The organism is Altererythrobacter sp. CAU 1644 (genome assembly GCF_029623755.1).
Lineage (GTDB): Bacteria > Pseudomonadota > Alphaproteobacteria > Sphingomonadales > Sphingomonadaceae > Erythrobacter > Erythrobacter arenosus.
In genome coordinates, this window is record NZ_CP121106.1 from 264862 (window position 1) to 288127 (window position 23266).

Annotated in this window: 21 protein-coding genes and 1 pseudogene; 12 read left to right on the forward strand and 10 right to left on the reverse strand. The window is 62.5% G+C overall.

All coding sequences use genetic code 11. The annotated features are described in order from the left end of the window. Positions 1 to 53: 53 nt before the first annotated feature. Complete coding sequence (locus P7228_RS01365) at positions 54 to 1931, reverse strand: M1 family metallopeptidase (protein WP_278016437.1); 1878 nt, start codon at positions 1929 to 1931, stop codon at positions 54 to 56. A 166-nt stretch (positions 1932 to 2097) separates the two neighbouring features. Here P7228_RS01365 and P7228_RS01370 point away from each other — a divergent pair, with 166 nt between their 5' ends. Then, positions 2098 to 2997, forward strand: a complete 900-nt coding sequence (locus tag P7228_RS01370) for a glycoside hydrolase family 16 protein (RefSeq protein WP_278016438.1) — start codon at positions 2098 to 2100, stop codon at positions 2995 to 2997. Here the strand turns inward: P7228_RS01370 and hemF are convergent, their stop codons facing one another. After that, positions 2998 to 3855: an oxygen-dependent coproporphyrinogen oxidase gene (gene hemF, locus P7228_RS01375; RefSeq protein ID WP_278016439.1), complete on the reverse strand. Its 858-nt coding sequence runs from the start codon at positions 3853 to 3855 to the stop codon at positions 2998 to 3000. Between the two features lie 44 nt (positions 3856 to 3899). Between hemF and pdeM the strand changes: the two genes are divergently transcribed. Next, positions 3900 to 4592 (forward strand): ligase-associated DNA damage response endonuclease PdeM, encoded by a 693-nt coding sequence (pdeM, locus tag P7228_RS01380; RefSeq protein WP_278016440.1) that lies wholly within the window; start codon positions 3900 to 3902, stop codon positions 4590 to 4592. Positions 4593 to 4686: 94 nt separating this feature from the next. Then, complete coding sequence (gene infC / locus P7228_RS01385) at positions 4687 to 5205, forward strand: translation initiation factor IF-3 (RefSeq protein WP_278016441.1); 519 nt, start codon at positions 4687 to 4689, stop codon at positions 5203 to 5205. A 67-nt stretch (positions 5206 to 5272) separates the two neighbouring features. Here the strand turns inward: infC and P7228_RS01390 are convergent, their stop codons facing one another. Next, the gene (locus P7228_RS01390) at positions 5273 to 5914 is read right to left on the reverse strand and encodes a hypothetical protein (protein ID WP_278016442.1); all 642 of its coding nucleotides are present in this window, start codon (positions 5912 to 5914) and stop codon (positions 5273 to 5275) included. Between the two features lie 131 nt (positions 5915 to 6045). Between P7228_RS01390 and P7228_RS01395 the strand changes: the two genes are divergently transcribed. The 3 genes from P7228_RS01395 to P7228_RS01405 all read left to right on the forward strand — a co-directional run bounded on the left by P7228_RS01395 (position 6046) and on the right by P7228_RS01405 (position 9829). Beyond that, positions 6046 to 7473 carry an SLC13 family permease gene (locus P7228_RS01395; RefSeq protein ID WP_278016443.1) on the forward strand — a complete coding sequence of 476 codons (1428 nt, stop codon included), beginning with the start codon at positions 6046 to 6048 and terminating at the stop codon, positions 7471 to 7473. 164 nt (positions 7474 to 7637) lie between these two features. Further along, on the forward strand, positions 7638 to 8966 hold the full coding sequence (locus tag P7228_RS01400) for a cystathionine gamma-synthase family protein (RefSeq protein WP_278016444.1): 1329 nt from the start codon (positions 7638 to 7640) through the stop codon (positions 8964 to 8966). 44 nt (positions 8967 to 9010) lie between these two features. Further along, the gene (locus tag P7228_RS01405; protein WP_278016445.1) at positions 9011 to 9829 is read left to right on the forward strand and encodes an SDR family NAD(P)-dependent oxidoreductase; all 819 of its coding nucleotides are present in this window, start codon (positions 9011 to 9013) and stop codon (positions 9827 to 9829) included. Positions 9830 to 11157: 1328 nt separating this feature from the next. Here the strand turns inward: P7228_RS01405 and P7228_RS01410 are convergent. Beyond that, positions 11158 to 11685, reverse strand: coding sequence for a GNAT family N-acetyltransferase (locus P7228_RS01410; RefSeq protein ID WP_278016446.1), 528 nt, complete (start codon positions 11683 to 11685; stop codon positions 11158 to 11160). 136 nt (positions 11686 to 11821) lie between these two features. Beyond that, a pseudogene (locus P7228_RS01415) lies at positions 11822 to 11902 on the reverse strand (molecular chaperone DnaJ); the annotation flags it as partial. 1302 nt (positions 11903 to 13204) lie between these two features. On the opposite strand from P7228_RS01415, the gene P7228_RS01420 reads away from it, so the two are divergent. From P7228_RS01420 to P7228_RS01445, 6 genes are read left to right on the forward strand one after another with little or no spacing between them, the layout of a single operon-like run. After that, on the forward strand, positions 13205 to 14548 hold the full coding sequence (locus P7228_RS01420; RefSeq protein ID WP_278016447.1) for a metal-dependent hydrolase family protein: 1344 nt from the start codon (positions 13205 to 13207) through the stop codon (positions 14546 to 14548). Beyond that, positions 14548 to 15768 carry a cytochrome P450 gene (locus tag P7228_RS01425; RefSeq protein WP_278016448.1) on the forward strand — a complete coding sequence of 407 codons (1221 nt, stop codon included), beginning with the start codon at positions 14548 to 14550 and terminating at the stop codon, positions 15766 to 15768. Before P7228_RS01420 ends, P7228_RS01425 begins: the two co-directional genes overlap by 1 nt. After that, on the forward strand, positions 15768 to 16976 hold the full coding sequence (locus P7228_RS01430; RefSeq protein WP_278016449.1) for a cytochrome P450: 1209 nt from the start codon (positions 15768 to 15770) through the stop codon (positions 16974 to 16976). The genes P7228_RS01425 and P7228_RS01430 overlap by 1 nt, the downstream gene beginning before the upstream one ends. Then, positions 16973 to 17716, forward strand: a complete 744-nt coding sequence (locus tag P7228_RS01435) for an SDR family NAD(P)-dependent oxidoreductase (RefSeq protein WP_278016450.1) — start codon at positions 16973 to 16975, stop codon at positions 17714 to 17716. The genes P7228_RS01430 and P7228_RS01435 overlap by 4 nt, the downstream gene beginning before the upstream one ends. Beyond that, positions 17716 to 18405 (forward strand): ThuA domain-containing protein, encoded by a 690-nt coding sequence (locus P7228_RS01440; protein WP_278016451.1) that lies wholly within the window; start codon positions 17716 to 17718, stop codon positions 18403 to 18405. Before P7228_RS01435 ends, P7228_RS01440 begins: the two co-directional genes overlap by 1 nt. Then, complete coding sequence (locus P7228_RS01445) at positions 18398 to 19159, forward strand: SDR family NAD(P)-dependent oxidoreductase (protein ID WP_278016452.1); 762 nt, start codon at positions 18398 to 18400, stop codon at positions 19157 to 19159. The genes P7228_RS01440 and P7228_RS01445 overlap by 8 nt, the downstream gene beginning before the upstream one ends. Here P7228_RS01445 and P7228_RS01450 read toward each other — a convergent pair whose 3' ends face one another. From P7228_RS01450 to P7228_RS01470, 5 genes are read right to left on the reverse strand one after another with little or no spacing between them, the layout of a single operon-like run. After that, positions 19160 to 19939 (reverse strand): SDR family NAD(P)-dependent oxidoreductase, encoded by a 780-nt coding sequence (locus P7228_RS01450; RefSeq protein WP_278016453.1) that lies wholly within the window; start codon positions 19937 to 19939, stop codon positions 19160 to 19162. It abuts the gene before it with no gap. 4 nt (positions 19940 to 19943) lie between these two features. Continuing rightward, a complete protein-coding gene (locus tag P7228_RS01455; RefSeq protein ID WP_278016454.1) occupies positions 19944 to 21056 on the reverse strand; it encodes an LLM class flavin-dependent oxidoreductase in 1113 nt (370 codons plus the stop codon). Between the two features lie 3 nt (positions 21057 to 21059). Then, positions 21060 to 22049: an amidohydrolase family protein gene (locus P7228_RS01460; protein ID WP_278016455.1), complete on the reverse strand. Its 990-nt coding sequence runs from the start codon at positions 22047 to 22049 to the stop codon at positions 21060 to 21062. Continuing rightward, positions 22046 to 22822 carry an SDR family oxidoreductase gene (locus P7228_RS01465; RefSeq protein WP_278016456.1) on the reverse strand — a complete coding sequence of 259 codons (777 nt, stop codon included), beginning with the start codon at positions 22820 to 22822 and terminating at the stop codon, positions 22046 to 22048. The genes P7228_RS01460 and P7228_RS01465 overlap by 4 nt, the downstream gene beginning before the upstream one ends. Positions 22823 to 22838: 16 nt before the next feature. Further along, positions 22839 to 23231: a limonene-1,2-epoxide hydrolase family protein gene (locus P7228_RS01470; RefSeq protein ID WP_278016457.1), complete on the reverse strand. Its 393-nt coding sequence runs from the start codon at positions 23229 to 23231 to the stop codon at positions 22839 to 22841. Positions 23232 to 23266: the final 35 nt, after the last annotated feature.

Genomic DNA, 23266 nt, shown 5'->3' on the forward strand with positions numbered 1-23266 from the left:
AATGTGCGGTGCGGCACGTTTTATTGCAACGCAAAAAGCGGGATTTCCGGTTTCTAGCCGCCCTTGGCGAAAAGCTTGTCGACCTCGCCCTGGGTAAATGAGTGATAGCGGCCACGGGTCTTGGCATAGAGGGGCTGCGCGATCGCCATACCCCAGGCGCCTTCGTCAACAAGCGTCTGGAACAACGGCCTGATGAATTTGGCGCGGCCAATTCGGCCCATGAATTCCTCCGCCAATGGGACTGCAGGCTGGTAGCGGTTGTCGAGCGCCAGCTTGAGCCAGAGGAAGCGCAATTCGTTGTTGCCAGTCTTCGACAAGCCGAGTTCACGGTCGAGCTTCGCCAGCGCCTCGCCGGTTTGCTCGGCTGGGAGGTTGCGCAGGAACCGCTGCTGTTCGGCCGCAGTCCAGCCCTTCCATGCTGCAGCCGGGATCGCTGCGTCTGAGGAATAGGCTGCAACTGCCGCATCGACTTCGGCGAAGGCCTTGGGGTCGGGGCGCGCGACGTTGCTCGGCAGACCGGGTTCGTAGATCCATTCGCGCAGCATCAGCGCCTCGGCTTCGGCCTCGTCCTTGGCGAGATTGGTCTTGAGGTCCTCGTAGATCATCGCCGAAGTCGCGGGTTGGAAAGCATGCTTGTCGAACCACTGGCGCAGCCACGCATCGAAGCGCTCGCGCCCGACTTGGCGCTCGAGCGTCCGCAGGAAGAACGAGCCCTTGTCATAAGCGATACCGCTGCCGAGTTCGTAATCGCCGACCTTCTGGTGCAGTGCTGTCCCGGGGTCAGTAGCGCCTTTCTCTTCCAGCGCGTCTTCGATTTCCTGGAAGCTCAATGCCGCTTCCTGTTCGGCGCGTTCCTTGCCGTAAATCTCTTCTACGATGCGGTTCTCGAAATAGGAGGTGACCCCTTCATTGAGCCAGCTGTCGCCCCACACTGCATTGGTGACGAGATTGCCCGACCAGCTATGCGCCAGTTCATGCGCGATGAGGCCGGTCAGGCTCCGGTCGCCGGCAATGAAGGTCGGTGTGAGGAAGGTCATCACCGGGTTTTCCATCCCGCCGTATGGGAAGGCCGGCGGCAGGACGATCATGTCGTAGCGGCCCCAACGGTAGGGGCCGTAGAGCTTCTCGGCCGCATCGATCATCTTCTCGGTGTCCTGGAGCTCGGCAACCGCCGCTTCGATGATCGACGGTTCCGCCCAGACACCGCTGCGTTCGCCCAGATCGCGATGGACGATGTCACCCGCGGCGATAGCGATCAGGTAAGGTGCGACCGGCTTGTCCATTTCGAACGCGAAGCTCCGCCGCCCATCTCCTGCGTCTTCAGGCTCGCCCTGCGACAGTCCGGACATCACCACGGTAAGTTCCACGGGCGCGGTGATTCTGGCGCTCCAGGTCTGGCGGATGCCGGGGCTGTCCTGCGTCGGGATCCAGGTCCGATTGAGGATTTCCTGCCCCTGGCTGAACACGAAGGGGTGCTTGCCGCCCGCAGTCTGTTCGGGCGTCAGCCACTGGAGCGAATCCGCATCCTTGGCCGAATAGGCAATCGTGAGCTCGCGTGTTTCGCCAATCTGCACCGTTAACGGCGCGCCCTTCTCACCATCCTCTTCACCGAGTTCCCATTCGAGCGGGCGTCCTTCGCCGTCGGTGATCGATTCAATCTCGAGCCCCTTGCTGTCGAGCACGACCTCTTGCGCATCTTCCTGCGCGATAAGATCGAGCATTACCGTCCCCGCAACCAACTGCTGGTCGAAATCGAGATCGAGCTCCAGATCGACATGCACCACGCGCGCTTCTTGCGGACGAGCATAGGTCTTGCCGTCGACCGCGTCCGCTCCGGTCAGGATCGGAGCCACTTTCGGCGCGCTGGTGTCGCCGCCCGACGGGCTGCAGGCAGCGAGAAAAAGGGCGGTGGCGGCAACAACAAGGCGCATTCGAGAAACTCCGCAGATCGGGTGCCGGCACTGGGTCCGGAGGATTGAACTTGGCCCTATATCGTACCCTGCGGCTTGCGCCAGCCTGAAGCGATGCATTCGTTTGCCGTCTGGCGCAGTAAGTGCGGCATTGATATGTGAACGTTATCAATAAAAGGAGATGGTCATGAACTGGCTTGCAAATGCACTGGCACTCGCAGTCGCGCTTACAGTGACAGCTCCGCTCAGCGCGTCCGATGATGTCCGCGAGGCTGCGGATGCAAGTTCGCCCGAGCGCGAGTTGATATTCGCGGAAGAGTTCAATGCAATGGCCCTCGATCGGGACAACTGGGTCGTCATCGGTGCCGATTTCTGGGTCAACAACGAGCAACAGGCCTATATCGATGATCCCGCCGTGATCGGATTCATCGACGATGTCGAAGGGGCCGACGGCGGCGTCCTGATGCTGAGGCCACTCTACAAGCCGGGCGTCGATCCTCACCCTGAACGCAAGGCCGATTTCGTTTCTGGGCGTATCGAGAGCAAGGGCAAGTTCGACTTCACCTATGGTCGCGCCGAAGCCCGCATCCGCATGCCCGACGCAGTTGGCGTCTGGCCCGCCTGGTGGCTGCTCGGCAACGGCAAGTGGCCTGACACCGGCGAAATCGACATCATGGAGTATGTCGGCGAGAAGGATTGGATCGGCGTTGCACTGCACGGCCCGGGCTATTCGGGCGAGACCCCGCTGGTGAACAAGTTTTTCTTCCCGCAGGGCTCCGATGTGACTCAGTGGCACACCTATGCGGTCGAATGGACCGAGGACCAGCTGCTGTTCGAGGTCGACGGCCACCTGATCTATCGCGTGACCCGCCCGATGGTCGAGAATTACGGGAAATGGCGCTTCGACAACCCGAAGCACCTGATCCTCAACTTCGCGCTGGGCGGGGCCTACCCGTTCAAGACCAATGGCATCAAACAGCCTTACAACGGCGTCCCGGCCGCAACGGTCGAGAAGATCAAGACCGGCAAGGTTGCCATGCTGGTCGACTGGGTTCGCATCTACGCGCCGGCAGAAACGAGCGAGTAGTCAGCTCCAGGTCGCTTCGGGCGGCAGGCTCATCAGGATCGCGTCGACATTGCCGCCAGTCTTGAGCCCAAACAGCGTGCCCCTGTCGTAAACCAGGTTGAACTCGGCATAGCGCCCGCGCCATTCGAGCTGCTGGCGCTTGTCAGCCTCGCTCCATTCGGTGTCCATGCGGCGGCGCACCAGCTTGGGGAAGATGCCCAGAAACGCTTCGCCCACGTCGCGGGTGAACTGGAAGTTCCGCCCGAACGCTTGCGGGTCGGCGCACTCCATGTGATCGTAGAAAATCCCGCCAACCCCGCGGTGCACGCCGCGATGAGGGATGTAGAAATAGTCGTCGGCCCACTTCTTGAAGCGGTCGTAATAGGTCGGATTGTGGAGCGCACAGGCAGCGCGAAAGGCTGCGTGGAAGTCTGCCGTGTCCTCGTCATAGGGAAGCGGCGGGTTGAGGTCTGCCCCGCCCCCGAACCATGCCGCCTGCGTCGTGAGGAAGCGGGTGTTCATATGGACCGCCGGGACATGCGGGTTCGCCATATGCGCGACCAGGCTGATGCCGGTGGCGGTGAAGCCGGGACTCTCAGCCGAGGCACCGTTGATGGTCGCGGCGAACTCGGGTGCGAAGCTGCCCTTCACGGTCGAAACATTGACGCCGACCTTCTCGAATACCTTGCCCTTCATCAGGCCCTGGACGCCGCCGCCAGGATCGGTGTTGCCCTCTTCCTCGCGCTGCCATGGCCGGAACTCGAAGGCGGCATCCGATCCCGCCTCGCGCTCGATTGCCTCGAACTCGTTGCAGATGCGGGTACGCAGGCTTTCGAACCATTCTTTCGCGCGGGCGGTCTGGGATGTCCAATCAGTCATGTGCGCCCCTTGCCAAAGCCAATGAGTCGCGGCAAGGGAGGGTAATGGTTCCCCTTTCGTTCGCTGGCGAAGAATTGGTCCTGACAGAGGGCCGCGCGCTTTATTGGCCGCGCGAGCGTGCCTTGCTGCTTGCCGACCTGCACCTTGAAAAGGCGAGCTTTTTTGCTCAGCACGGGCAGATGCTGCCGCCCTATGACAGCCGCGAAACGCTTGAGCGGGTCGCCGATGCGGTAAAGCAGACCGGCGCACAGCGAGTCATCACTCTGGGTGACAACTTCCACGACGAGGGCGGCACCAACCGGCTCGAACCCTATGCGGCAGGCATGCTCGAGGCGCTGACGCGTTCGCTCGACTGGGTCTGGATTACCGGCAATCACGACGAAGTGATGCATCGTTCTTTCGGCGGCACCGTAGTCGCGGAACTTGAACTGGGCGGTATCGTCCTGCGGCACATCGCTAAACGCGGTGAGTCCCGCGCGGAGCTGTCGGGGCATTTCCATCCCAAGGTTCGCGTCAAGATCCGCGACCGCCATATCTCGCGGCCCTGCGGCGTGGTGAGCCGGGGTGCAGATGGCGCGGATCGCATGATCCTCCCGGCCTTCGGTGCACTAACCGGCGGGATGGACGCGAAGGCACCCGAAATCCTGCGCGCGCTCCAGCCTGCGAGCCGGATTGACGCTGTGCTTCCGGCCAAGGGGATGCTGGTCCAGTTGCCGCTTTGGCGCGAGGCGGCGTAACCCCTAGCCTTCCCCTGCATTACCCCCTACATAGCGCCCTTCAGAATCACGGCTACACAGGAGACTACACATAGCCCGTCCACCCCGGCGTTCGATGGCCCCGCCAGTCAAAAGCGGCCCTCGCTATGACGAATTCATTCAATCCGACAAGGTTCGCGTAATCGATCACGAAGGCGAAAACCTTGGCGTGATGTACACCCGCGAAGCGATGGAACAGGCCAACGAACTCGGCCTCAACCTGGTCGAAGTCTCTCCCAATGCCGATCCGCCGGTGGCCAAGTTTCTCGACGTGGGCAAGTACCGCTACGAGGCGCAGAAGAAGGCCAACGCCGCACGCAAGACCCAGAAGACGCAGGAGATCAAGGAGATCAAGATGCGTCCCAACATCGACACGCATGATTACGACGTGAAGATGCGCAATGTCTTCAAGTTCATCGAGCATGGCGACAAGGTCAAGATCACGCTGCGCTTCCGCGGCCGCGAAATGGCGCACCAGGACCTGGGCATGAACCTGCTCAAGCGGGTGCAGGACGATGTCGAGGAAGTGGCGAAGGTGGAAGCTTTCCCGCGGCTTGAAGGTCGCCAGATGCTGATGGTGCTGGCACCGAAGTAAGCGCGACCGACCAAGGTCCGGCTGCGATTTGGGCGTCCCTCACCGGACGCCCTTTTCGTTTCACGCCTCAGTCGATCCGGAAATCGAGCACTGTGAATCGAGCGGGGCCGGTGGCGTAGACGCCATGTCCGCGTCCGCCCTGCGATCCGAACACGAAACCAACCCGCTGCGCGTCAGCCAACGCCGCTTCGAACTCGCGCGGATAGGCGCGGTTGTCACCGCCCATCATCGCGATCCACGGTTCGTCGAATGAAATGCTCACCGTGTGCGTACCCCGCTTGAGCGGCATGGTCCGTGCGGTCGGCGCATACCAGCGATGGCGCGGCTGCTTGGCCGTCCAGCGATCGCCCGCACGCTGGAAATAGAGCGACATGGTCGCCTGGAGCTGCGGGCTCTCCTGCGCAATGAAGCGCACGTCCCGGTCGGCATCGATGCGATAGGTCATGGTAATGCCGCGCGCACCCTCGAGCGAGCGGACCGGAACGGTCACGTAATGAACGTGGCCATCGGCCTTGGAGGAATGCGGAAATTCGAAGGCCGGGCCTTCGCGCGTCTCGTAGAGGGTACGCGGCATGTTGACCGAATAGTTGCGGCCCTTGATCACGGGGCCGATGTCCCACTGCGCCGCCGCAGGGCCGTCACCCGCGATCAGGGGAACGGCAGTAAGGCTGCCAGCCAATGCTGCGATTGCCAAAGCGATTCTGTTCATGCCAATCGGGTACAAGATGAACGATTTCTCCCGAGTGAACCGCTTGTCGTCGTAATTGCGGGCAAATCGTCTTTCGTCCCAGTTGCTACCGCACGCACTCGCGCTAGTCTGCGCATCCCGGGGGAGAGGCGATGACTGCTAAGCAAACAGGTTTGATCGTCGGAGCCCTGGGCCTTGCGATCACGGCATTGACCGCACCCCCTGCCGGGATGTCGGCGCAGGCCTGGATCGTCGCCGGACTCGTGGTGATCATGGCCGCCTGGTGGATTACCGAGGCGGTGCCGCTCGCCGTCACGGCTCTCCTCCCCTTTCTCGTGCTGCCGCTTGCGGGAGTGATGGACGCCAAGAAGACGGCCAGCGCCTACTACTCCGACATTATCTTCCTGCTGCTCGGCGGCGCTTTCCTGGCGCTCGCGATCGAGCGGACCGGACTGCACCGGCGGTTGGCGATCTTCCTGCTGAGCACGCTAGCGCGCGGAGGCGGCCAGTTCCGGCTCCTGCTTGCATTCATGGCGGCGGCGGCGATCCTGTCGATGGCGATTTCCAATACCTCGACCGCGCTCATCATGATGCCGGTGGCGCTGGCCGTACTTGCCGGGGGCGAACATCCCGCTCCCGATGATCCCGACTGGATGAAGCGAGGTATGCTGGGCGCTCTCCCAATGGGGATTGCCTTTGCCGCCAGCATTGGCGGGCTCGGCACGCTGGTCGGGTCGCCCACCAACGCCATTGCCGTCGGCCTGATCGACGAGATCCTGGGCGTGCGGATCAGCTTCGCCGAATGGACCGCCTTCGGGCTGCCGATCGTTCTGGTGGGCGTTCCGCTCGCCGCATGGCTGATCGCCCGCGTCCAGCGCATCGCCGACCACCCCTTCGACGTCGCAGCCGCCCGTGCGGCAGTAGAGTCGCATGACGTCTGGACCACGCCAGAGCGGCGGCTGGTCCCGATCATCGCGATCACCTTTCTCCTATGGATGACGCAGGCCTTGCTCGAACCGTTCCTGCCCGACGGAGCGCTGACCGAAGGCACTGTGGCGGTAGCCGCAGCCCTCGCCCTGTTCCTAATTCCGGACGGGACCGGGCGACCCTTGCTGCAATGGGACGAGGCCGATCGCGCGCCCTGGGGCGTCCTCCTGATGTTTGGCGGCGGCTTGGCGCTCGCTGCCGGGATGAGCGCTTCGGGCTTCGCGGACTGGGTGGGCCAGCAATTGCTCCCGCTCGAGGTACTGCCGCTGATCGTCATCGCCGCGGTGGCCGTCGCGCTGGTGATCGTCGTTACCGAGTTCGCCAGCAACGTCGCCACTGCCTCGGGTATCATGCCGGTGATCGCCGCGCTGACGGTGGGCCTCGGGGCCGATCCCCTGCTCCTCGCCATGCCCGCGGCACTGGCAGCAAGCTGGGGCTTTATCCTGCCGGCAGGAACAGGACCCAATGCCATTGCATGGTCGACCGGGCGGCTGCGGATCGAAAAGCTGGTCAGCGCGGGCCTCGCGCTCGACATTGTCGGCATATTCCTGATCGTCGGCGCGGTGTGGGCGGTCGCTGGCATCTCCGGGTAATTTCACTTGCAACCGGTTGCAGTCGGCTCGCCGCGCGAGTAATCGGCTGGGGTCAATTCGGGCTGTCGGCGGAGAGGCGTTCCTGCGGAGGTTAGGAACGGGTGCCCCGGAGGCCCCATCGGCTCCTGCCTTCCTGGGAGCGTGCTTTAGGAAGGATCGCCCGCATGACGGACGCCCCAGCTACACCCGATTCCGCACCCGACACCCCGACCCCGCGCCGCAACCCCAAGCCGGAAAAGACCACCATCAACGGGCGCGAGCTTACTCCCACCACACTAATGATGGGCCACGGCTATGACCCGGTCCTGTCGGAAGGCTCGCTCAAGCCCCCGATCTTCCTCACCTCGACCTTCGCCTTCCCCAGCGCGGCCGACGGCAAGCGCCATTTCGAAGGGATCACCGGCAAGCGCGCGGGCGGTGCCGAGGGCCTCGTCTATTCACGCTTCAACGGTCCCAACCAGGAAATCCTCGAAGACCGCCTCAGCATCTGGGACGGTGCCGAGGATGCGCTGACCTTCTCCAGCGGCATGACCGCCATCTGCATTCTGATGATGGCCTTCGTCAGCCAAGGCGACGTAATCGTCCACTCGGGCCCGCTCTATGCCGCATCCGAAGGCTTCGTTGCCAAGGTGCTGTCGAAATTCGGCGTCACCTATCTCGACTTCCCCGCCGGCGCCACGCGCGAGGAAATGGAAGCCGTGCTCGAGAAGGCGAAAGACCAGGCGGCGAACAACGGCGGCAAGGTCGCGATGGTCTATCTCGAAAGCCCAGCCAACCCGACCAACGCGCTGGTCGATATCGAGGCGATGAAGGCGGCGCGTGACGCGGTCCTGACACCCGACTGCCCGATCGCGATCGACAACACTTTCCTCGGTCCGCTGTGGCAGCGCCCGCTGAAGCACGGCGCGGACATCGTGGTCTATTCGCTGACAAAATATGTCGGTGGCCATTCGGACCTCGTCGCGGGAGGCATCTCTGGCGCAAAGCGGTGGATGGACCCGGTCCGTGCGCTGCGCAACACGATGGGCGGGATCGTCGATCCCAACACCGCGTGGATGCTGCTGCGCTCGCTCGAGACGGTCGAACTGCGCATGCAGCGCGCGGGCGAGAACGCCGCCAAGGTCTGCGCTTTCCTGCGCAACCATCCCAAGGTCGACGGGCTCGGCTACCTCGGCTTCATCAAGGACCCGCGCCAGCAGGACATCTTTGACCGCCATTGCAGCGGCGCGGGCAGCACTTTTTCGCTGTTCGTGAAGGGCGGCGAAGCGGAAAGCTTCCGTTTCCTCGACAATCTCACCATCGCCAAGCTGGCAGTGAGCCTCGGCGGGACCGAAACGCTTGCCAGCCACCCGGCAGCGATGACGCATCTGTCGGTCCCCGATGAGCGCAAGGCTGCGCTCGGCATCACCGACAACCTCGTCCGTATCTCGATCGGTATCGAGGATCCGGACGATCTGATCGCCGACTTCGACCAGGCTCTGGCCAAGGTCTGACCCCGCGCCTAGTCTGCGCTCTTACGCTACTGGGAGAGCGCAGCATGGCACAGGACAAACCCGTATTCCTGGTGATCGGAGCGGGCGCGGGAATCGGCGGCCACGCCGCCGCCCGCTTTGCCGCGGGTGGCTATCACGCCGTGCTCGCCCGGCGTAGCGACCAGGACGGGCTGGAGCGGCTCGTCAGGCAGATCGAGGACGCGGGCGGTTCGGCGAGCGGCACGCTGCTCGATGCGGCGGCTGACCGCTCGATGGAGGAACTGGTCGAACGGATCGAGCGCGACATCGGCCCGATCGGATGCGCACTCTACAATCTCGGCGCACAGATCGGCAACCGCGCGCTCGAGAACACGCCGCACAAGACCTTCGAACTGGGCTGGCGCCTCGGCTGTTTTGGCGTCTTCCGCCTCGCCTATGCGATGTTTCCGGCGATGGTCGAACGCGGCAAGGGTACGCTGCTGGTGACTTCGGCCACCGCCGCGATGCGCGGCAACGCCGGGCAACACAGCCACGCTGCGGCGATGGGCGGGCGGCGCATGCTGTGCCAGACGCTCAATGCCGAATTTGCTCCCAAGGGCGTGCATGTCGCGCATGTGGTGGTCGATGGCTCGGTCAATGCTCCCGATACTTTGGGCAAGCTGCTGGGTGACAAGTGGGAGGACTACAAGGCCATGAAGGGGCCGGACGGGATGATCGACCCGGCCGCGCTGGCTGAGACCTATTGGCACCTCGCGCAGCAGCCGCGCAATTGCTGGAGCCACGAGGTCGATGTGCGACCGCATGACGACGTGCCGTGGTGGAACGACAACCCGAACCCGCAAATCGATTCCACCGGCAAGGGGTTTGCCGGGCCAAAGACCTGACCGCTCAGGGGCGCCGAGGTGCCCAATTCCAACAGGATGGAACACATGGAACACGGTCCAGGGGCGAAAAGCGTCATTGTGTGAACTTACGACGCAAAAGCGTGACTGTAGGGCCTGACGTGTGACTTTCACCGAGCCAAGTGTGACCCTTGAGCGCCGAAGTGTGACGCGCGCAGGCGCAAGGTGTCACTCTATGGATCACAAGTGTCATGGGGCACGCGGAACTTCGCGAGACAAGCGAAAGAGACCAGACGGCGAGAAAGAGCGATGCATCTTATGTCTCCGCCGCGTCGAGTAGGAAACACGGCCGAAGAAGATCGCGACCTCACTCCACTCGTCATCCCCGTGAAAACGGGGATCCAGATTGGCCTTGGTGCTACGCCACCCTCGGTTCCCGCGTTGACCTTCGGTCTGCTTCGCGTCCGAGGGAATGACGAATTGGAAATAACCGATAATGGGTGGAAAGCAGTCAAAGCGAGACTGCTCTCAGAGAGTTTACGCTTTGTTGGAGCGGGGTGACTAAATAGTCTCGTTATGCATCGGAAGTTTCACGATATTCTGCGCAATTCGGACCAACCGCCGTTGTGGTGGCATCAAGGGATTCCCCGTTTTGAGTCGTTCGACCCAGGATTGGTGGCATCTTCGGAGGTCGCACTGGTCCACACCGAATGTCAGGATTGCGGGACGATATATATTGTCGCTGTTAGCTCACAAGGGCCGCTCTTCCATAGCTTGCGCGATATCATCGCGTACACAAATTCCCTTGAAGTTGGGGACCCACCATTTGCTTGTGAGGCGCTAGGGGCAAAGAGGTGTTCGGCTGGGTATTGCATGTCGTCCTTGGAAATTGAAATCTTGCAGTTCTGGCAGCGTAGGGACGTTCGATCTCCTTGGCAGCGAGAAACCAACCTAGAGAAGCCGCTAGTTGACTGCAGCGGCGACGCTCCTCGCGAGCAACCGGTCCACCTGCGGATACACCAGTCCGACAAACGCAATCAATGGATGGGGGCGAGAGAAAAAGGGGAGCTTTTCGTAATGAAGGGCTTGCTCACAGAATTTGGATGCGAGAGGCCCGCGGAGGTTGCAAGGATGCTCGAAATCGACCGACGCTACCACCTCTTTAGGAACGAAATCGAAGAAATCCGCCGAAGACCATTGGACTAAATTCCCCAGAGGCAGATTGTCACTTGAGAAGCCGAAATTCCATCGCCTGCAATCGGGTCGCTAGCAAGCCCTACCCCCGCCACTCGCGCCGCACCTTGGCGACCGTGAGCCCTTAATGGGTGAGCTGGAGCCTCTGGCACGCGCCGTGCGCGGCGAGCGATGCCTTACTTCCTGGGCAAGCGATAGACGAAGACCTCCCTATCGCATGTCGGATCGAGGCTGCGTCGATCGAATTCAAGGCCGATCTTCTTCATGATGCTGGTGGATGCACCATTGCCGACCTGACAGATGCTGACAATTTCCTCGATATCTGGGGATTCGATTGCGAAGGCCAGCGCGGCGGTTGCGGCCTCGGTTGCATATCCCTTGCCCCAGTGTGCCTTGCCGAGGCGCCATCCGATTTCCACCGAGGGAAGCAATTCCGGCATGAAGTCGGGATCGGACAGGCCAGCAAAGCCAAGAAACTCGTTCGTCTCGCGCAATTCAATCGCGAACAAGCCATAATTCCTAGCTTCCCAGAAGCGTTCCAGCTTCGCCACGAGGCTCACCGTCTCTCCGGCGGTGCGGGTGGAGCCGTCGCCGATGAACTCCATCACATCCGGATCCGCACAGATCGCAGCAAATGGTGCAACATCCTCACTTCGCCAACGACGGAGAATGAGACGCTCAGTTTCGAGATAGTGTTGTGTCATATGGGGGGCCTGAGAACCGTCAGTCTAAGAAGCATGCGATCCGACGACAACATCCCGATTGCACACTTGCAAGACTACTGAATGGGCCTTGGCGACGCTCGTCCGAGTTGGGGTCGCTAGCTGTCTCTGGAAAGCCCTAGCCGTGCCATTCCCTCCGCTTTTCGGCGGCCTTGAGCACTTCATAGGCGAGTTGCAGCTTCTGGAACTCGGCGGCCGCCACGCCCTGCACATCGGCAAGCTCGTCAGGGAGGAAAACCGAAAAACCGGACTTCCTGAGAAGTCCTACAGGTAGAGAATTGTCGATGCGATAAATGGCGGTGCTTTAAGTCCGAATCTAACTCGTCTCCGCTTGGAGAAGAGTGCTCGACCAACGCTTCGCGCCGGTTTCTTAGAAACTGTAGATCAACAGGAAAGAGGGTAATGGAATTCGCCTTAGGCGGACCCAATTCCAGGCAACATACCTTAGGGCTCTAACTCGAGAGGAAGAACGCCGAGCCGTCTCTGGCTTTACTCCGCATGTTGCGCTCAAAATGGGCCGGGACGATCCTGGTCCACGCACGTTTGAACCCGGGATCGGCCATTACCGAATGTTGAAGGCTCCAGATCGTGACCAGCCCAATATTGGCGAGATAGCCGTCGCCCCTTCGAACTGGGGCGACAAGGGTGAAGGGGCATTGATCGTCCAAGGCAGATAGAGATCGCCCACGAAAAGGATCAATCCGGCCAGGGACGCAACACCGAATAGATAGCAACCCAAGCTGTACGAGATGTCGAGTAGCTTCAAAAAATCCTCCTATCGAGTGAGGACTTGCAATTGCGCCTCACGCACCGAGGATCATGAAATCTGCGAGCCGCCTGCTTGGCGAGAACCTAGATAGTTCCTGTTTTCTCGAGTTCTCTTGCGGCACCTGAGCCTAAATGCTTTCACACTGTCTTGGGCCGTAATCGGACTACGCCAACTTGGGCTTGAAGGAGACTGTCTGCATTTTGGCAACCTCCTTCCGGTCGCAGTCACCACAACCCAGAATGAGCGATGGGCGCATCGATACGTGCTGCCGGCTGCAGATCATCATTCACCGTTCAAGGTGTGGTCTATCCAATCGCATGCCGATGCAATCCGCAGGCGCTACGTCGCCTGACAGCTTGCCTTGTCCAATCATCACCGGGGGCAAAGGAAACGACGGCTGGTGCGCTGCTAAAGCGGGCCCAACCTATTCGACCTTAACCGTACAGCCTCGATCAAAGATTCGATCCCGCCTTCCACAAGCAAGTCTTCCACGTTCCGCAAGCTATGCGGAAACCCAACGTAGAGCATCACAACCAATCGGACGACCTCTGGCGATGAGTTGAAGCGCTTGAACGGGCTGTCGGGCTTGCAGCGCCTAGGCATGAAAACGGCCTGCCCACGCCGCCTCAATTCGAAAGAGGTGCAGTTGGTCTGACGGTGCTCTAGAAAACTTCGAGACATCACTTGTCACAAATATCGATTTCGATATAAATGATCTGAGGGATAGGGGTTATGGAAGCCAAGAACCAGTCCACGCTCATCGAGAACGGTCTCGTCTTCGACGCTACCGGCGCGGCCGCCAGTGTGCAGCCGATTGCCTTTGACGGCGAAATCGCCGCCACTGGTCAGGCCGCGCTAGACTGGGCCGAGGGGCGCAACGATGTGAACCGCATCGACGCCAGCGGCTGCACCGTGATGCCCGGCCTGATCGACGCGCATTGCCACATCAGCTTCGACGAACCGCATTCGAACGACGAATTATTCTTCCACCGGCGAGAGGGACTCTCGGCGCTGGTCGCGGCGCATAATGTCCAGAAAGTGCTCCGCTCGGGCGTCACCAGCCTATTCGATGCCGACACGATATTCAGCGTCTCATTGGACCTGCGCGACGCGATCGAGGGCGGCGTGTGCGAAGGACCGCGCATGACCTGCGGCGGCAACGCGCTGTTCACTTCGGTGGGTGGCACGGCGGGCATGCTGGTGCCGGACGAAGGCGCGATCGGCTATCTCAAGGTAACGCGCACCAAGGACGAGATCGTCACCGAAATCCGCAACCAGGCGAAGCGCGGGGTCGACTGGATCAAGATCCATGTCACCGGCCTCATCCCGCGCCAGCGCGGCGAAGGCGAAATCCAGGTCTGGAATTACGACGAGCTCAAGCTGGCGGTCGATACCGCACACGAGCTTGGTCTCCCGGTGACCGGGCACTGCCGCAATGCCAGCTCGACCCGCGATGCGGCGCGCGCCGGTTTCGACATGATCCTCCACGCCACCTATATGGATGAGGAAGCGCTCGAGACGGTGATCGAGCACAAGACGCCGATCGTGCCGACGCTGACCTTCCAGGCGGTGCTGGCCGACCATGGCGACAAGATCGGATCGAGCGCCTTCCTGAAAGACCTGTTCGCCAAGGAGATCGAGGAAAGCTGCGTCCAGCTCAAGCGCGCCTATGACGCCGGTGTCCCGATGATGTGCGGTACCGAGAGCGGTTTCTCGATCACGCCCTATGGCGAATGGCACTGGCGCGAGCTCCAGGTCTTTGTCGAGAACATGGGGCTGACCCACGAACAGGCGCTGATCTGCGCCACGCGCGAGGGCGCGCGGGCGCTCAAGATGCAGGACCGGCTCGGCACGCTCGAGGAAAGTCGCATCGCCGATGTCATCGTGGTCGAAGGCGACGTGACCAAGGATGTCACACTGCTTGGGCGGCCGGGCGGCATGAAGCACATCTTCAAGGGAGGCCGGCGCATCGACACCGAGACGCCGCTGCCCACCCGCACGCCGCTGCCATCGTGGAGGGTCTCGAACTACTCGACCCTGCCCGCAACCCGCGCAACGACTCTAGGCTGGAAGTAATGTCCGGGCACGAAGTCTCTACCTATGACGGCTGCGTCCATGCGCTGAAGCAGCCCGACCTGCGTCAATCGCTCTATGACGCGGCGGCGCTGATGATGAGCGATGTGCTGGTCAATCTGCATGGCAAGGAGCACCGCGCTCGGCGGCTGGTCGAAGGGACGATCTTCCGCAAGGATGTGTTCCTCCATTACGAGAAGAACTTCCTGCCTCGCACGCTCGACGAAACGATCCGGCCCTTCCTCGAGGCGGGGCGCGGCGATCTGGTCGACATCGGCTATCGGGTGATGATGAACCTGACGGTCGATTTCGCCGGGATTGATCGCCCCGAACGCAGCCATGAGGAAACCAGCGAGCTGCTGCGCCTGCTTAAGGAATTCAGCCTCGCGCCAGCGCTTGGGCAATCGCTCGAAGACGATATCGAGCCCAAGAAAGCCCGCATCCGCAAGGCGATGGGTGAATTCGAAGAGCGCTTCCTTACGCCCTCACGCCGCCGCCGCGAAGCTCTGCTGGCCGAAGTCGAGGCGGGCCGCATGGAGAAGGACGAACTGCCCGACGATGTGTTGATGGCGCTGATCCTGGGCCAGGAAAAGCTCCAGATGACCGACGAGCAGTTCCTGCAGGAAGGCATCTTCTACATGCTCGCAGGGGCGCATACGACGATCCATTCGCTCGCCCATGCGATGCACGAACTGTTCGAATGGCTCGATGCGAACCCTCAGGATATCGCGCTGCTCAAAGACGATCCCTTCTTTATCCAGCGCTGCGTGTTCGAAAGCCTGCGGCTGCACCCGTCGAGCCCCGTCGCCAAGCGCCGCGCGCTCTGCCCGGTGACGCTGGCCGAGGGCGAGGAAGTGCCCGAAGGCGAGGAGGTCGTGGTCAACATGCGCCAGGCCAATCGCAATCCCGAATTGTTTGGCGAGGATCCCGACCGTTACAATCCGCATCGCGAAGTGTCTGGCGGCAAGACGCCCTATGGCCTCTCGATGGGCTACGGCATGCACGCCTGCATCGGGCGCAATCTCGCGATCGGAGTCGAATCGCGACCCAACTCCACCGCCGAAGACCATCAATACGGCACCGTCCCGCTGATCGTCGAAGCGCTGCTGCGCTTTGGCGTGCAGCGCGATCCGGATGGCGAGCCGAGGAAGGACGAGACCATCACCCGCATCACTTGGTCCGAATATCCCGTCGTGTTCAAGCCCGAAGAGGCGCTGATCTGATGGAGGTGCATCGGCTGACTGATTATCGCGAGTGCGAGGCAGCTCTGCGCAATCCGGATCTGCGGCAGGCGATGTATGATGCAGGTGCGGTTATCACCGAGGGCACCTTGCTGATGCTGCACGGCAAGCCGCACCTCAAACGGCGCGAGATCGAATCGCGCGTATTCCGGCGCAACTTCTTCAAATATTACGAGAAAGAGGTCTTCCCGGCGACGCTTGAGCACACGCTGGCGCCATTTGTCGCTGCCGGTGGCGGTGACCTGATCGAGCTTGGCTATCGCCTTACAGTCAATCTCACGGCCGATTTTGCCGGAGTGGACCGGCCGCTGAAAACGGTCGAGGAGACCGAGCAGTTAATCAGGCTCACCAAGAAATTTTCCGAAGCGGCGACGATGGTTCATTCGACCCGTGACAAGACCGAGCTGGAAGCCGAAGTTCGCGAAGCGATCGCAGAGTTCGACACAGTGTTCCTGACACCCTCGATAACCAGACGCGAAGACTTGCTGGCACAGTTTCAGGCTGGCGGAATCGAAGAGGACGATCTGCCGCGCGACGTGCTGACCGTCATCCTGCGCGGGCAAGACGAACTGCAGTTCGATCATTCGCAGCGCATCCGCGAGATCGGGTTCTACATGCAGGCCGGATCGCATTCGACCGCCAATTCGGTCGTCCACGCGATCGAGGAAATCCTCGCTTGGGCGGGCGATGACGAGGCGCGTTGGGAGCGGCTGGAAGACCCGGTCTTCGTCCAGCACTGCGTCCATGAAAGCCTGCGCCTCCATCCGGCCAGCCCGGAAGCCTGGCGTGCACCGACTTGCCCGATGCATATCGAGGGTGCGGGCGACCTTGAAGTCGAGGAGCTGATCATTCTCGATTTTTTCAATGCCAATCGGGATCCGGAATTGTTCGGCGAGGATGCCGACATTTTCGAACCGGACAGACCGGCACCCAGAGGCGCGATGAAGACCGGGCTCAGTTTCGGATTCGGGACACATCACTGCCTGGGCCGCGAATTGGACGGGGGCGTATTGGTCAAGCCAGGAACGCCGCCAGAGAAAGCGCAGTTCGGCATCGTCCCGCTTATCGTGATCAAGCTGCTCTCGCTTGGTGCGCGCAAGGTCGCCGATGATCCGCCGACGCCCGACACCAAGACGGTCCGGCCCAATTGGGGCCGCTATCCCATCCAGTTCGCCAGGGAGATGACATGAGCCGCAGCGCCATCGTTACCGGCAGCGCCAATGGCATCGGCGCGACTATCGCCACTTTGCTCGCCGCCAAGGGCTATCGCGTCGGCATTCTCGACCGCGATGAAGCGGCGGTTGCGCAACGCTGTGGCGAGGTCGTCGGGGCGTTCGCCCTGCCCTGCGACGTGCGCGATCCTGCCTCTGTCGAGCGCGCCTTCGACGCCTTTGGCGATGCGCCCGATCTGCTGGTGAACAATGCCGGGATCGTGCGCTTCGGCCAGCTTGCCGAGCAGAGCGACGACGATATTCGCGCGGTGATCGAAGTGAACCTGATGGGCGTGTTCTGGGCGACCCGTTCCGCCGTGCGCCGCATGGCCGGGCGTGGCAGCGGGCATGTGATCTCGCTCACCTCGATCAATGCCTATTCGCCCGGCCCCGGATCGGGTGCCTATCCCGCGAGCAAGGCCGGGGTGAAGCAGCTGATGAAGCAGTTCGCGCTCGAATATGGCGAGAACGGCATTCGCTTCAATTCGATCGCTCCGGGCTTCATCGACGGCGGCATGTCGACCCCAATTTACGCCGATCCCAAGGTGCGCGCCGCGCGCAGCAAAGGCGTTCCGCTCGGTCGTCTAGGTACGCCAGAAGACATAGCCAACGCCGTCGCATTCCTCGATTCGCACGAGGGCGCTTACATCAATGGGCACGATCTCATCGTCGATGGCGGGGTGACGCATGCGGTGCTCAAGAATCTGCCGCGCGAATAGTGTCGCGGGCGGCGATCCTGCTTAGTGGAGGCTATTCGCACCCCTTCCACGATTCCTCCCCTGCCCTGGCAGAGCTGATCGCCGAAGCCGGCTGGTCACCGCAGATCGAAATCGACATCGACACGGCGGTGTCGCAACTGGCCGAACGGCCGGCACTGCTTGCGGTCAATGCTCTTCACTGGTCGATGATGCAGCATGAGAAGTATGCGCCGGACCGCGCCGAGTATGCCTACGCCCTACCCTATCAGCACATGGACGCGATCGAGACCTATGTCGCAGGCGGGGGACGTCTATATGTCCAGCATGTCGGCACCATTTGCTTCGACACTCAACCACGGTGGTGCAAGGTCATGGGAGGCGGCTGGAGCTGGGGGCGCTCTCACCACCCGCCGATGGGGCGGATCACCGTGCGACTGACCGATGCGGGCACAAAGCTCTCATCGGGCCCGGCAGAGTTCGAACTGCTCGACGAAGCCTACCACAATCTCGACCCGCAAGAGGATTGCACAGTGCTTGCCACTTGCGCGATCGATGAAGGTCCGCAGCCGATTGCGTGGGTCAGGCATTTCCGAACAGGTCGTGTGGCGGTCGATGCGCTCGGCCACGATGCGCGATCGATCAACGCGGCTGGGCACCGCGAGCTGATTGCGGGCCAACTCGAATGGTTGAAGGGAACGGGTGATGCGTGAGATTGCAGGTCAAGGCGTGCTGATCACCGGAGGCGGATCGGGCCTCGGCGAAGCAACCGCGCGCTACCTGACCGAACGCGAAGCAAAGGTCACGATCACTGGCCGCCGCGCCGACCGGATCGCGGAAAAGGCCGCGGAAATTGGCTGCAACGGCATCGCGGGCGATGTGACCAGCGCCGAAGATCGCGCTGCCATGGTCGAGGCTGCCGTCGACAACGCGGGCGGGCGGCTCGACTGCCTGTTCAACAATGCCGGCAATATGGTGCGCGGGCCGGTGGAGGAGCTGGATGAGCAGGAGCTGCTCGCCATCTTTCATGCCAATGTCGTCGGCGCGATGATGCTGACCGGGCTGGCCACGCCTCACCTCGCGGCGACCAAGGGCCTCGTGCTCTTCGTCGGCTCGGTCCATACCCAGCGCGCCTTTCCCGGCGCGTCGCCCTATGCCGCGACCAAGGCGGCGGTGGAAACGCTGGCGAAGGTCTATGCCGCCGAGCTGGGCGATCGCGGCATTCGCGTGAATTGCGTGATCCCGGGCAGTGTACTCACCGAAATCAACGTGCGCGCAGGGTTGGTGAGCGAAGAAGAGGCCAAGGCGCGCTACGAGACGCTCAACATGATCCAAACCATCGACCGGCTAGGTCAGGGCGAGGATATCGCGCAGGCGGTCGCCTATTTCATGGAGAGCGACTTCACTACAGGTACCAGCCTAACCGTCGATGGTGGCATGGGCCTCGGCGTCACGCGCGGAATCTGATCACTTAGGCTTGGTCGCGACCCCGGCAGAGGCGCCCAGCCCGATCCCGCCGTCCACTTCGAGCGCGACCCCGGTCACCCATTCGGCGCGGATGAGATATTCGATTGCTTCGGCAATCTCGCGCGCCGTGCCGATCCGCCCCAGCACATGCTCGCGCGCGATCGCAACATAGCGCTCTTCGATATCTTCCGGCCTCATCACCCCGGCGCTGGTATTGAGTTCGGTGATCACAGCACCGGGCAGCACGCAATTGACGCGAATCTGGCGCGGCCCAAGCTCCGCCGCCATGACCCGCGTCAGCCCCTCGACCGCGGCCTTGGCGGTCGCATAGGGGCTCGCCCCGGCAAAGGCGCGCCGCGTGTGGGTAGAGCCGATGAAGGTGATCGAGCCTTCCCGTTCAGCCAGATGCGGCACCGCCATGCTCGAAAGCATCATCCCCGAGATGACATTGGTGTCGAAGGCCTGCCGCAGATGCTCTTCGGTGTAGCCATCGACCGGCTGGCGGAACATCGCCCCGGCATTGTTGACCAGCGCCTCCAGCCCACCGCCATGGTCGAGCGCCGCCGCCATCATCGCTTCGCGGTCCGACTGGACAGTGACGTCTCCCGCCATTACCCGGCAGTTGGGGCCGATCTCTTCGGCGAGTGCGTCGAGGCGGTCCTGCCGCCGCGCGGTCGCGGTCACCCTTGCCCCCTGCGAAGCGAGATAGCGCGCGGTCTCCTCGCCAATGCCCGAACTCGCGCCGGTCACCAGCACCGACATGCCCTCGATCGCGCGCATCGCGCTACTCCCTCAGGCCCGCCTGCCGCATCAACGGCAGTATCTCGCTTTCGAGCTGCGCAAGGCCGGCATCATAGTCGATCCAGCTGAGCGTCAGCCCGTCGAGCCCAGCATCGGCGAACTTGACAAGCCCTTCGACCACCTGCTCCTTGGTGCCCACCAAAGGGATCGCCCCGTAACCGGCGATGAGATTGGCGGCCATCGCTTCCCACCCGTCACCCAGCGCGCTCTTCGAATTGGGGATCAGGACGTCGAGCAAATTTCGCACACCTTCCCAGTCGCCGCGCTTCTCCACCGCCTCGCGGATATAGTCCTGCGCTTCCTTCTCGGTCTCGCGGCAGACTACATAGGCCTGGCCGAAGACCTGCATCTTTCGTCCGAACTTGTCCTTCGCCAGCGCCCGCCCGCGCGCCGCGATCTCGCCCGCCTTGGCGATATTCTGCGCGACGACGAAATTGACGTCGGTGTGCTGTGCCGCGAATTCCTGCCCGCGCGCGCTGTTGCCTGCGCTCATCAGCGCCGGCCAAGGGCGCTGCACCGGCTTGGGCTGCGAATAGAGCTGCGGCGATTGCAAGAAGGGCCCGTCGTAATCGAATGGCTCCTCGCGCGTCCACAGCGCCTTGCACATCTCGATCCAGTCGTCCGAATAATCGTAGCGCTCGTCATGTTCGCGCTGCTCCAGCCCGAACATCGCGATTTCCTTGTAATTCCACCCTGCGACGATGTTGAGGCCGAACCGCCCGCCTGAGATGTGGTCGATGGTCGCCACTTCCTTCGCCGCGCGGACGGGGTGAACCGTCGGCACATGGAAGGTCGCGAAGATCGAGGAATATTCGGTCACCGCCGATAGCCCCGCCGCCCAGGTGAAGGTCTCGAAATTGCGGTGGTTGAAATTGACCTTGCCGCCCATACCCTTCCACCGCGCGACCGGGATGATCGCCTCGAATCCTAGCCGGTCGGCGGTCTGCGCGATGCGCTTGCTCTCGTCCCATGTGACATTGAGCGTCGCCGGATCTTCGACCATCGAACAGCCGTTCGAGACATTGAGCCCGAACAGGCCGAGCTTCAGGCGGTTGCTGCTCGACAGGATCGGGTTGCTCGTGCGGTGTTCGTCCATGACCTATCCCCTCAGCAGTCTCCGCGCGTTGTCGGCGAGCGGTACGTCCATCGTCGGTACGCGGAATGTCTCGGGCGCATCCCACCCGGCGAAATTGGTGCCGTAGACGAGGCGGTCCGTCCCGACCCGCTCGACCAGCAGCTCAACCGCGCGATCGTCATGCATGTGGATGTCGTACCACAGCCTTCCGAGTTGTTCGGCAAAGGCGCCGTCGCGCTGCAGATGATCGGGCGCCCAGGCGCGCTTGTGCGCCGCATGCTCGAGCCGCCCCCACACCAGCGCCAGCGCACCGCCTCCATGGCTGATGCAGATATTGAGGGTGGGATGGCGATGCAGCACTCCGCCGAACAGCAGCGTCGCTACCGCGATCGATTCCTGCATGGTGAAGCCGAGCATGATGTCGAGTTCGTACTTCGCCAGCGCGGGGCTGGCGGCGGGGCCATCGATCCCGGCGGGCGCGGGATGGATGAAGAGCGGGACATCCAGTTCGCAGACGGTCTCGTAGAATGCGTCCATGCAAGGGTCGTCGAACCCGTGCGGCATGTCGGTGCCGATGTAGCCGGCCTTGAGGCCCAACTCGGTCACCGCGCGGCGCAGTTCAGCAGTGGCCGCGGGCACATCCTGCATCGGAAGTGCCGCCGCGCCTCCGAAACGATCCGAGCGAGCCGCCACCAACGCAGCCATGGTGTCATTGTGCCGACGGCAGAAATCGGCCGCCTCGACGGGCGGGATGAAATGGAAATAGGTCAGCGGATTGGGCGAGAGCAGCTGCCAGTCGATCCCTGCGCGGTCCATCGCCGCAACCCGCACTTCGGGGTCCATGAAGGCGCTGCCGCGGTACTTTACGCCGCGCAACTTGTAGCTGCCGATGCGGAAGACGGGCACGCCATCTTCTTCGGTCAGCTCGGGGCCGAATGTGCCCGCCGTGCCGAAGGTCTCCTCCAGCACCGCATGGGCGTGGATGTCGATCACTTTTGCGTCAGCGAGGCTCATGCGTAGCCCTGCGCCGCGCCGCCGTCGACGGCGATCGCGGTCCCGGTGATATAGCTCGCCGCCTCTGAGCCGAGGAAGACGACGCAATTGGCGATGTCCTCCGCTTCGCCCGCGCGCCGCAGCGGGATATTCTGCACGAGGCCCGCCTCGATCTCTGCCTCAGTCTTGCCGGTCTGCGCCGACTGCTGCGCGAAGAGCTTTTCGACCCGCGCGGTGCGGGTCCAGCCGGGGCAGACGGTATTGACGGTGATCCCGTCCGGGCCGACCTGGTTGGCGAGCGTCTTGGCCCAGCCGAGCACCGCCATGCGGATGCTGTTCGACAGCGTGAGATTGGGCACCGGCTGCTTCACGCCAAAGCTAGAGACATTGAGGATCCGCCCCCAGCCGCGCTCCTTCATGCCGGGCAGGACCGCACGCGTCGCCCGGATGGCGGACATCAGCGTCAGTTCGACCGCCCTCGCCCAGTCGTCATCACCCAGCTCGGCAAAGGAGCCGGGCGGCGGCCCGCCCGCATTGTTGACGAGGATATCGACCGCACCGAACTGCTCCTTCGTCGCGGCGACGAAGGCATCGATATCGGCCTCGCTGGTGACATCGGCGGTCATGGCGAGGCAGCCGGGCATGCTGGCGGCAGCCTCGTCCAGCGGCCCCTGCGAACGCGCGCAGATCGCCACATTGGCGCCCGCCGCGTGGAACCCCTGCGCCGAAGCGAGCCCGATCCCCTGGCTTCCCGCCATCACCAGCGCGGTGCGCCCTTCAAGGCCCAGTTTCATCGCAATCTCACTCCCTTCAACCCATCTGGGCACGATACATGGCGAGGTCGAAATAGTCGCGCCATTCGCGGATCAACCCGCCCGATACCCGAAAAATGCCCATCAGCGGCAGCGCGATCCGCTTGCCGCCAACCAACATCCTGTCGACCCGCTCGGTGAGGACATGCTCGCCCACCGCGGCAATGTGCAGCAATTCCCAGTCGCTTTCCTCGAACGGCCCGGCTGCACGAAGATAGCCCTCCACCGACGGTTTGCCTGTCAGCGGCTCCATCGGAATGTTGTGATAGGCAATGTCCTCGCCCAGCAGCGCGCAGACGCGGTCGAGATCGGGACCACGCCAGGCGTCGACAAAGGCGCGCACCACAGCTTCCGGTGTCTGATCCTGCGTCACGCCCGCTATTCCTCCCATGTCCCCTGCTTATTGACATCAAACGTTCCGGGGGT

Coding starts and splice junctions, on each gene's coding strand:
- P7228_RS01365 (WP_278016437.1), bottom strand. CDS start 1,931: ATGCGCCTTGTTGTTGCCGCCACCGCCCTTTTTCTCGCTGCCTGCAGC.
- P7228_RS01450 (WP_278016453.1), bottom strand. CDS start 19,939: ATGCGCGCGATCGAGGGCATGTCGGTGCTGGTGACCGGCGCGAGTTCG.
- P7228_RS01405 (WP_278016445.1), top strand. CDS start 9,011: ATGGCACAGGACAAACCCGTATTCCTGGTGATCGGAGCGGGCGCGGGA.
- P7228_RS01425 (WP_278016448.1), top strand. CDS start 14,548: ATGTCCGGGCACGAAGTCTCTACCTATGACGGCTGCGTCCATGCGCTG.
- P7228_RS01420 (WP_278016447.1), top strand. CDS start 13,205: ATGGAAGCCAAGAACCAGTCCACGCTCATCGAGAACGGTCTCGTCTTC.
- P7228_RS01455 (WP_278016454.1), bottom strand. CDS start 21,056: ATGGACGAACACCGCACGAGCAACCCGATCCTGTCGAGCAGCAACCGC.
- pdeM (WP_278016440.1), top strand. CDS start 3,900: ATGGTTCCCCTTTCGTTCGCTGGCGAAGAATTGGTCCTGACAGAGGGC.
- infC (WP_278016441.1), top strand. CDS start 4,687: ATGGCCCCGCCAGTCAAAAGCGGCCCTCGCTATGACGAATTCATTCAA.
- P7228_RS01400 (WP_278016444.1), top strand. CDS start 7,638: ATGACGGACGCCCCAGCTACACCCGATTCCGCACCCGACACCCCGACC.
- P7228_RS01445 (WP_278016452.1), top strand. CDS start 18,398: ATGCGTGAGATTGCAGGTCAAGGCGTGCTGATCACCGGAGGCGGATCG.
- P7228_RS01430 (WP_278016449.1), top strand. CDS start 15,768: ATGGAGGTGCATCGGCTGACTGATTATCGCGAGTGCGAGGCAGCTCTG.
- P7228_RS01410 (WP_278016446.1), bottom strand. CDS start 11,685: ATGACACAACACTATCTCGAAACTGAGCGTCTCATTCTCCGTCGTTGG.
- P7228_RS01435 (WP_278016450.1), top strand. CDS start 16,973: ATGAGCCGCAGCGCCATCGTTACCGGCAGCGCCAATGGCATCGGCGCG.
- P7228_RS01370 (WP_278016438.1), top strand. CDS start 2,098: ATGAACTGGCTTGCAAATGCACTGGCACTCGCAGTCGCGCTTACAGTG.
- P7228_RS01395 (WP_278016443.1), top strand. CDS start 6,046: ATGACTGCTAAGCAAACAGGTTTGATCGTCGGAGCCCTGGGCCTTGCG.
- P7228_RS01460 (WP_278016455.1), bottom strand. CDS start 22,049: ATGAGCCTCGCTGACGCAAAAGTGATCGACATCCACGCCCATGCGGTG.
- P7228_RS01465 (WP_278016456.1), bottom strand. CDS start 22,822: ATGAAACTGGGCCTTGAAGGGCGCACCGCGCTGGTGATGGCGGGAAGC.
- P7228_RS01390 (WP_278016442.1), bottom strand. CDS start 5,914: ATGAACAGAATCGCTTTGGCAATCGCAGCATTGGCTGGCAGCCTTACT.
- hemF (WP_278016439.1), bottom strand. CDS start 3,855: ATGACTGATTGGACATCCCAGACCGCCCGCGCGAAAGAATGGTTCGAA.
- P7228_RS01470 (WP_278016457.1), bottom strand. CDS start 23,231: ATGGGAGGAATAGCGGGCGTGACGCAGGATCAGACACCGGAAGCTGTG.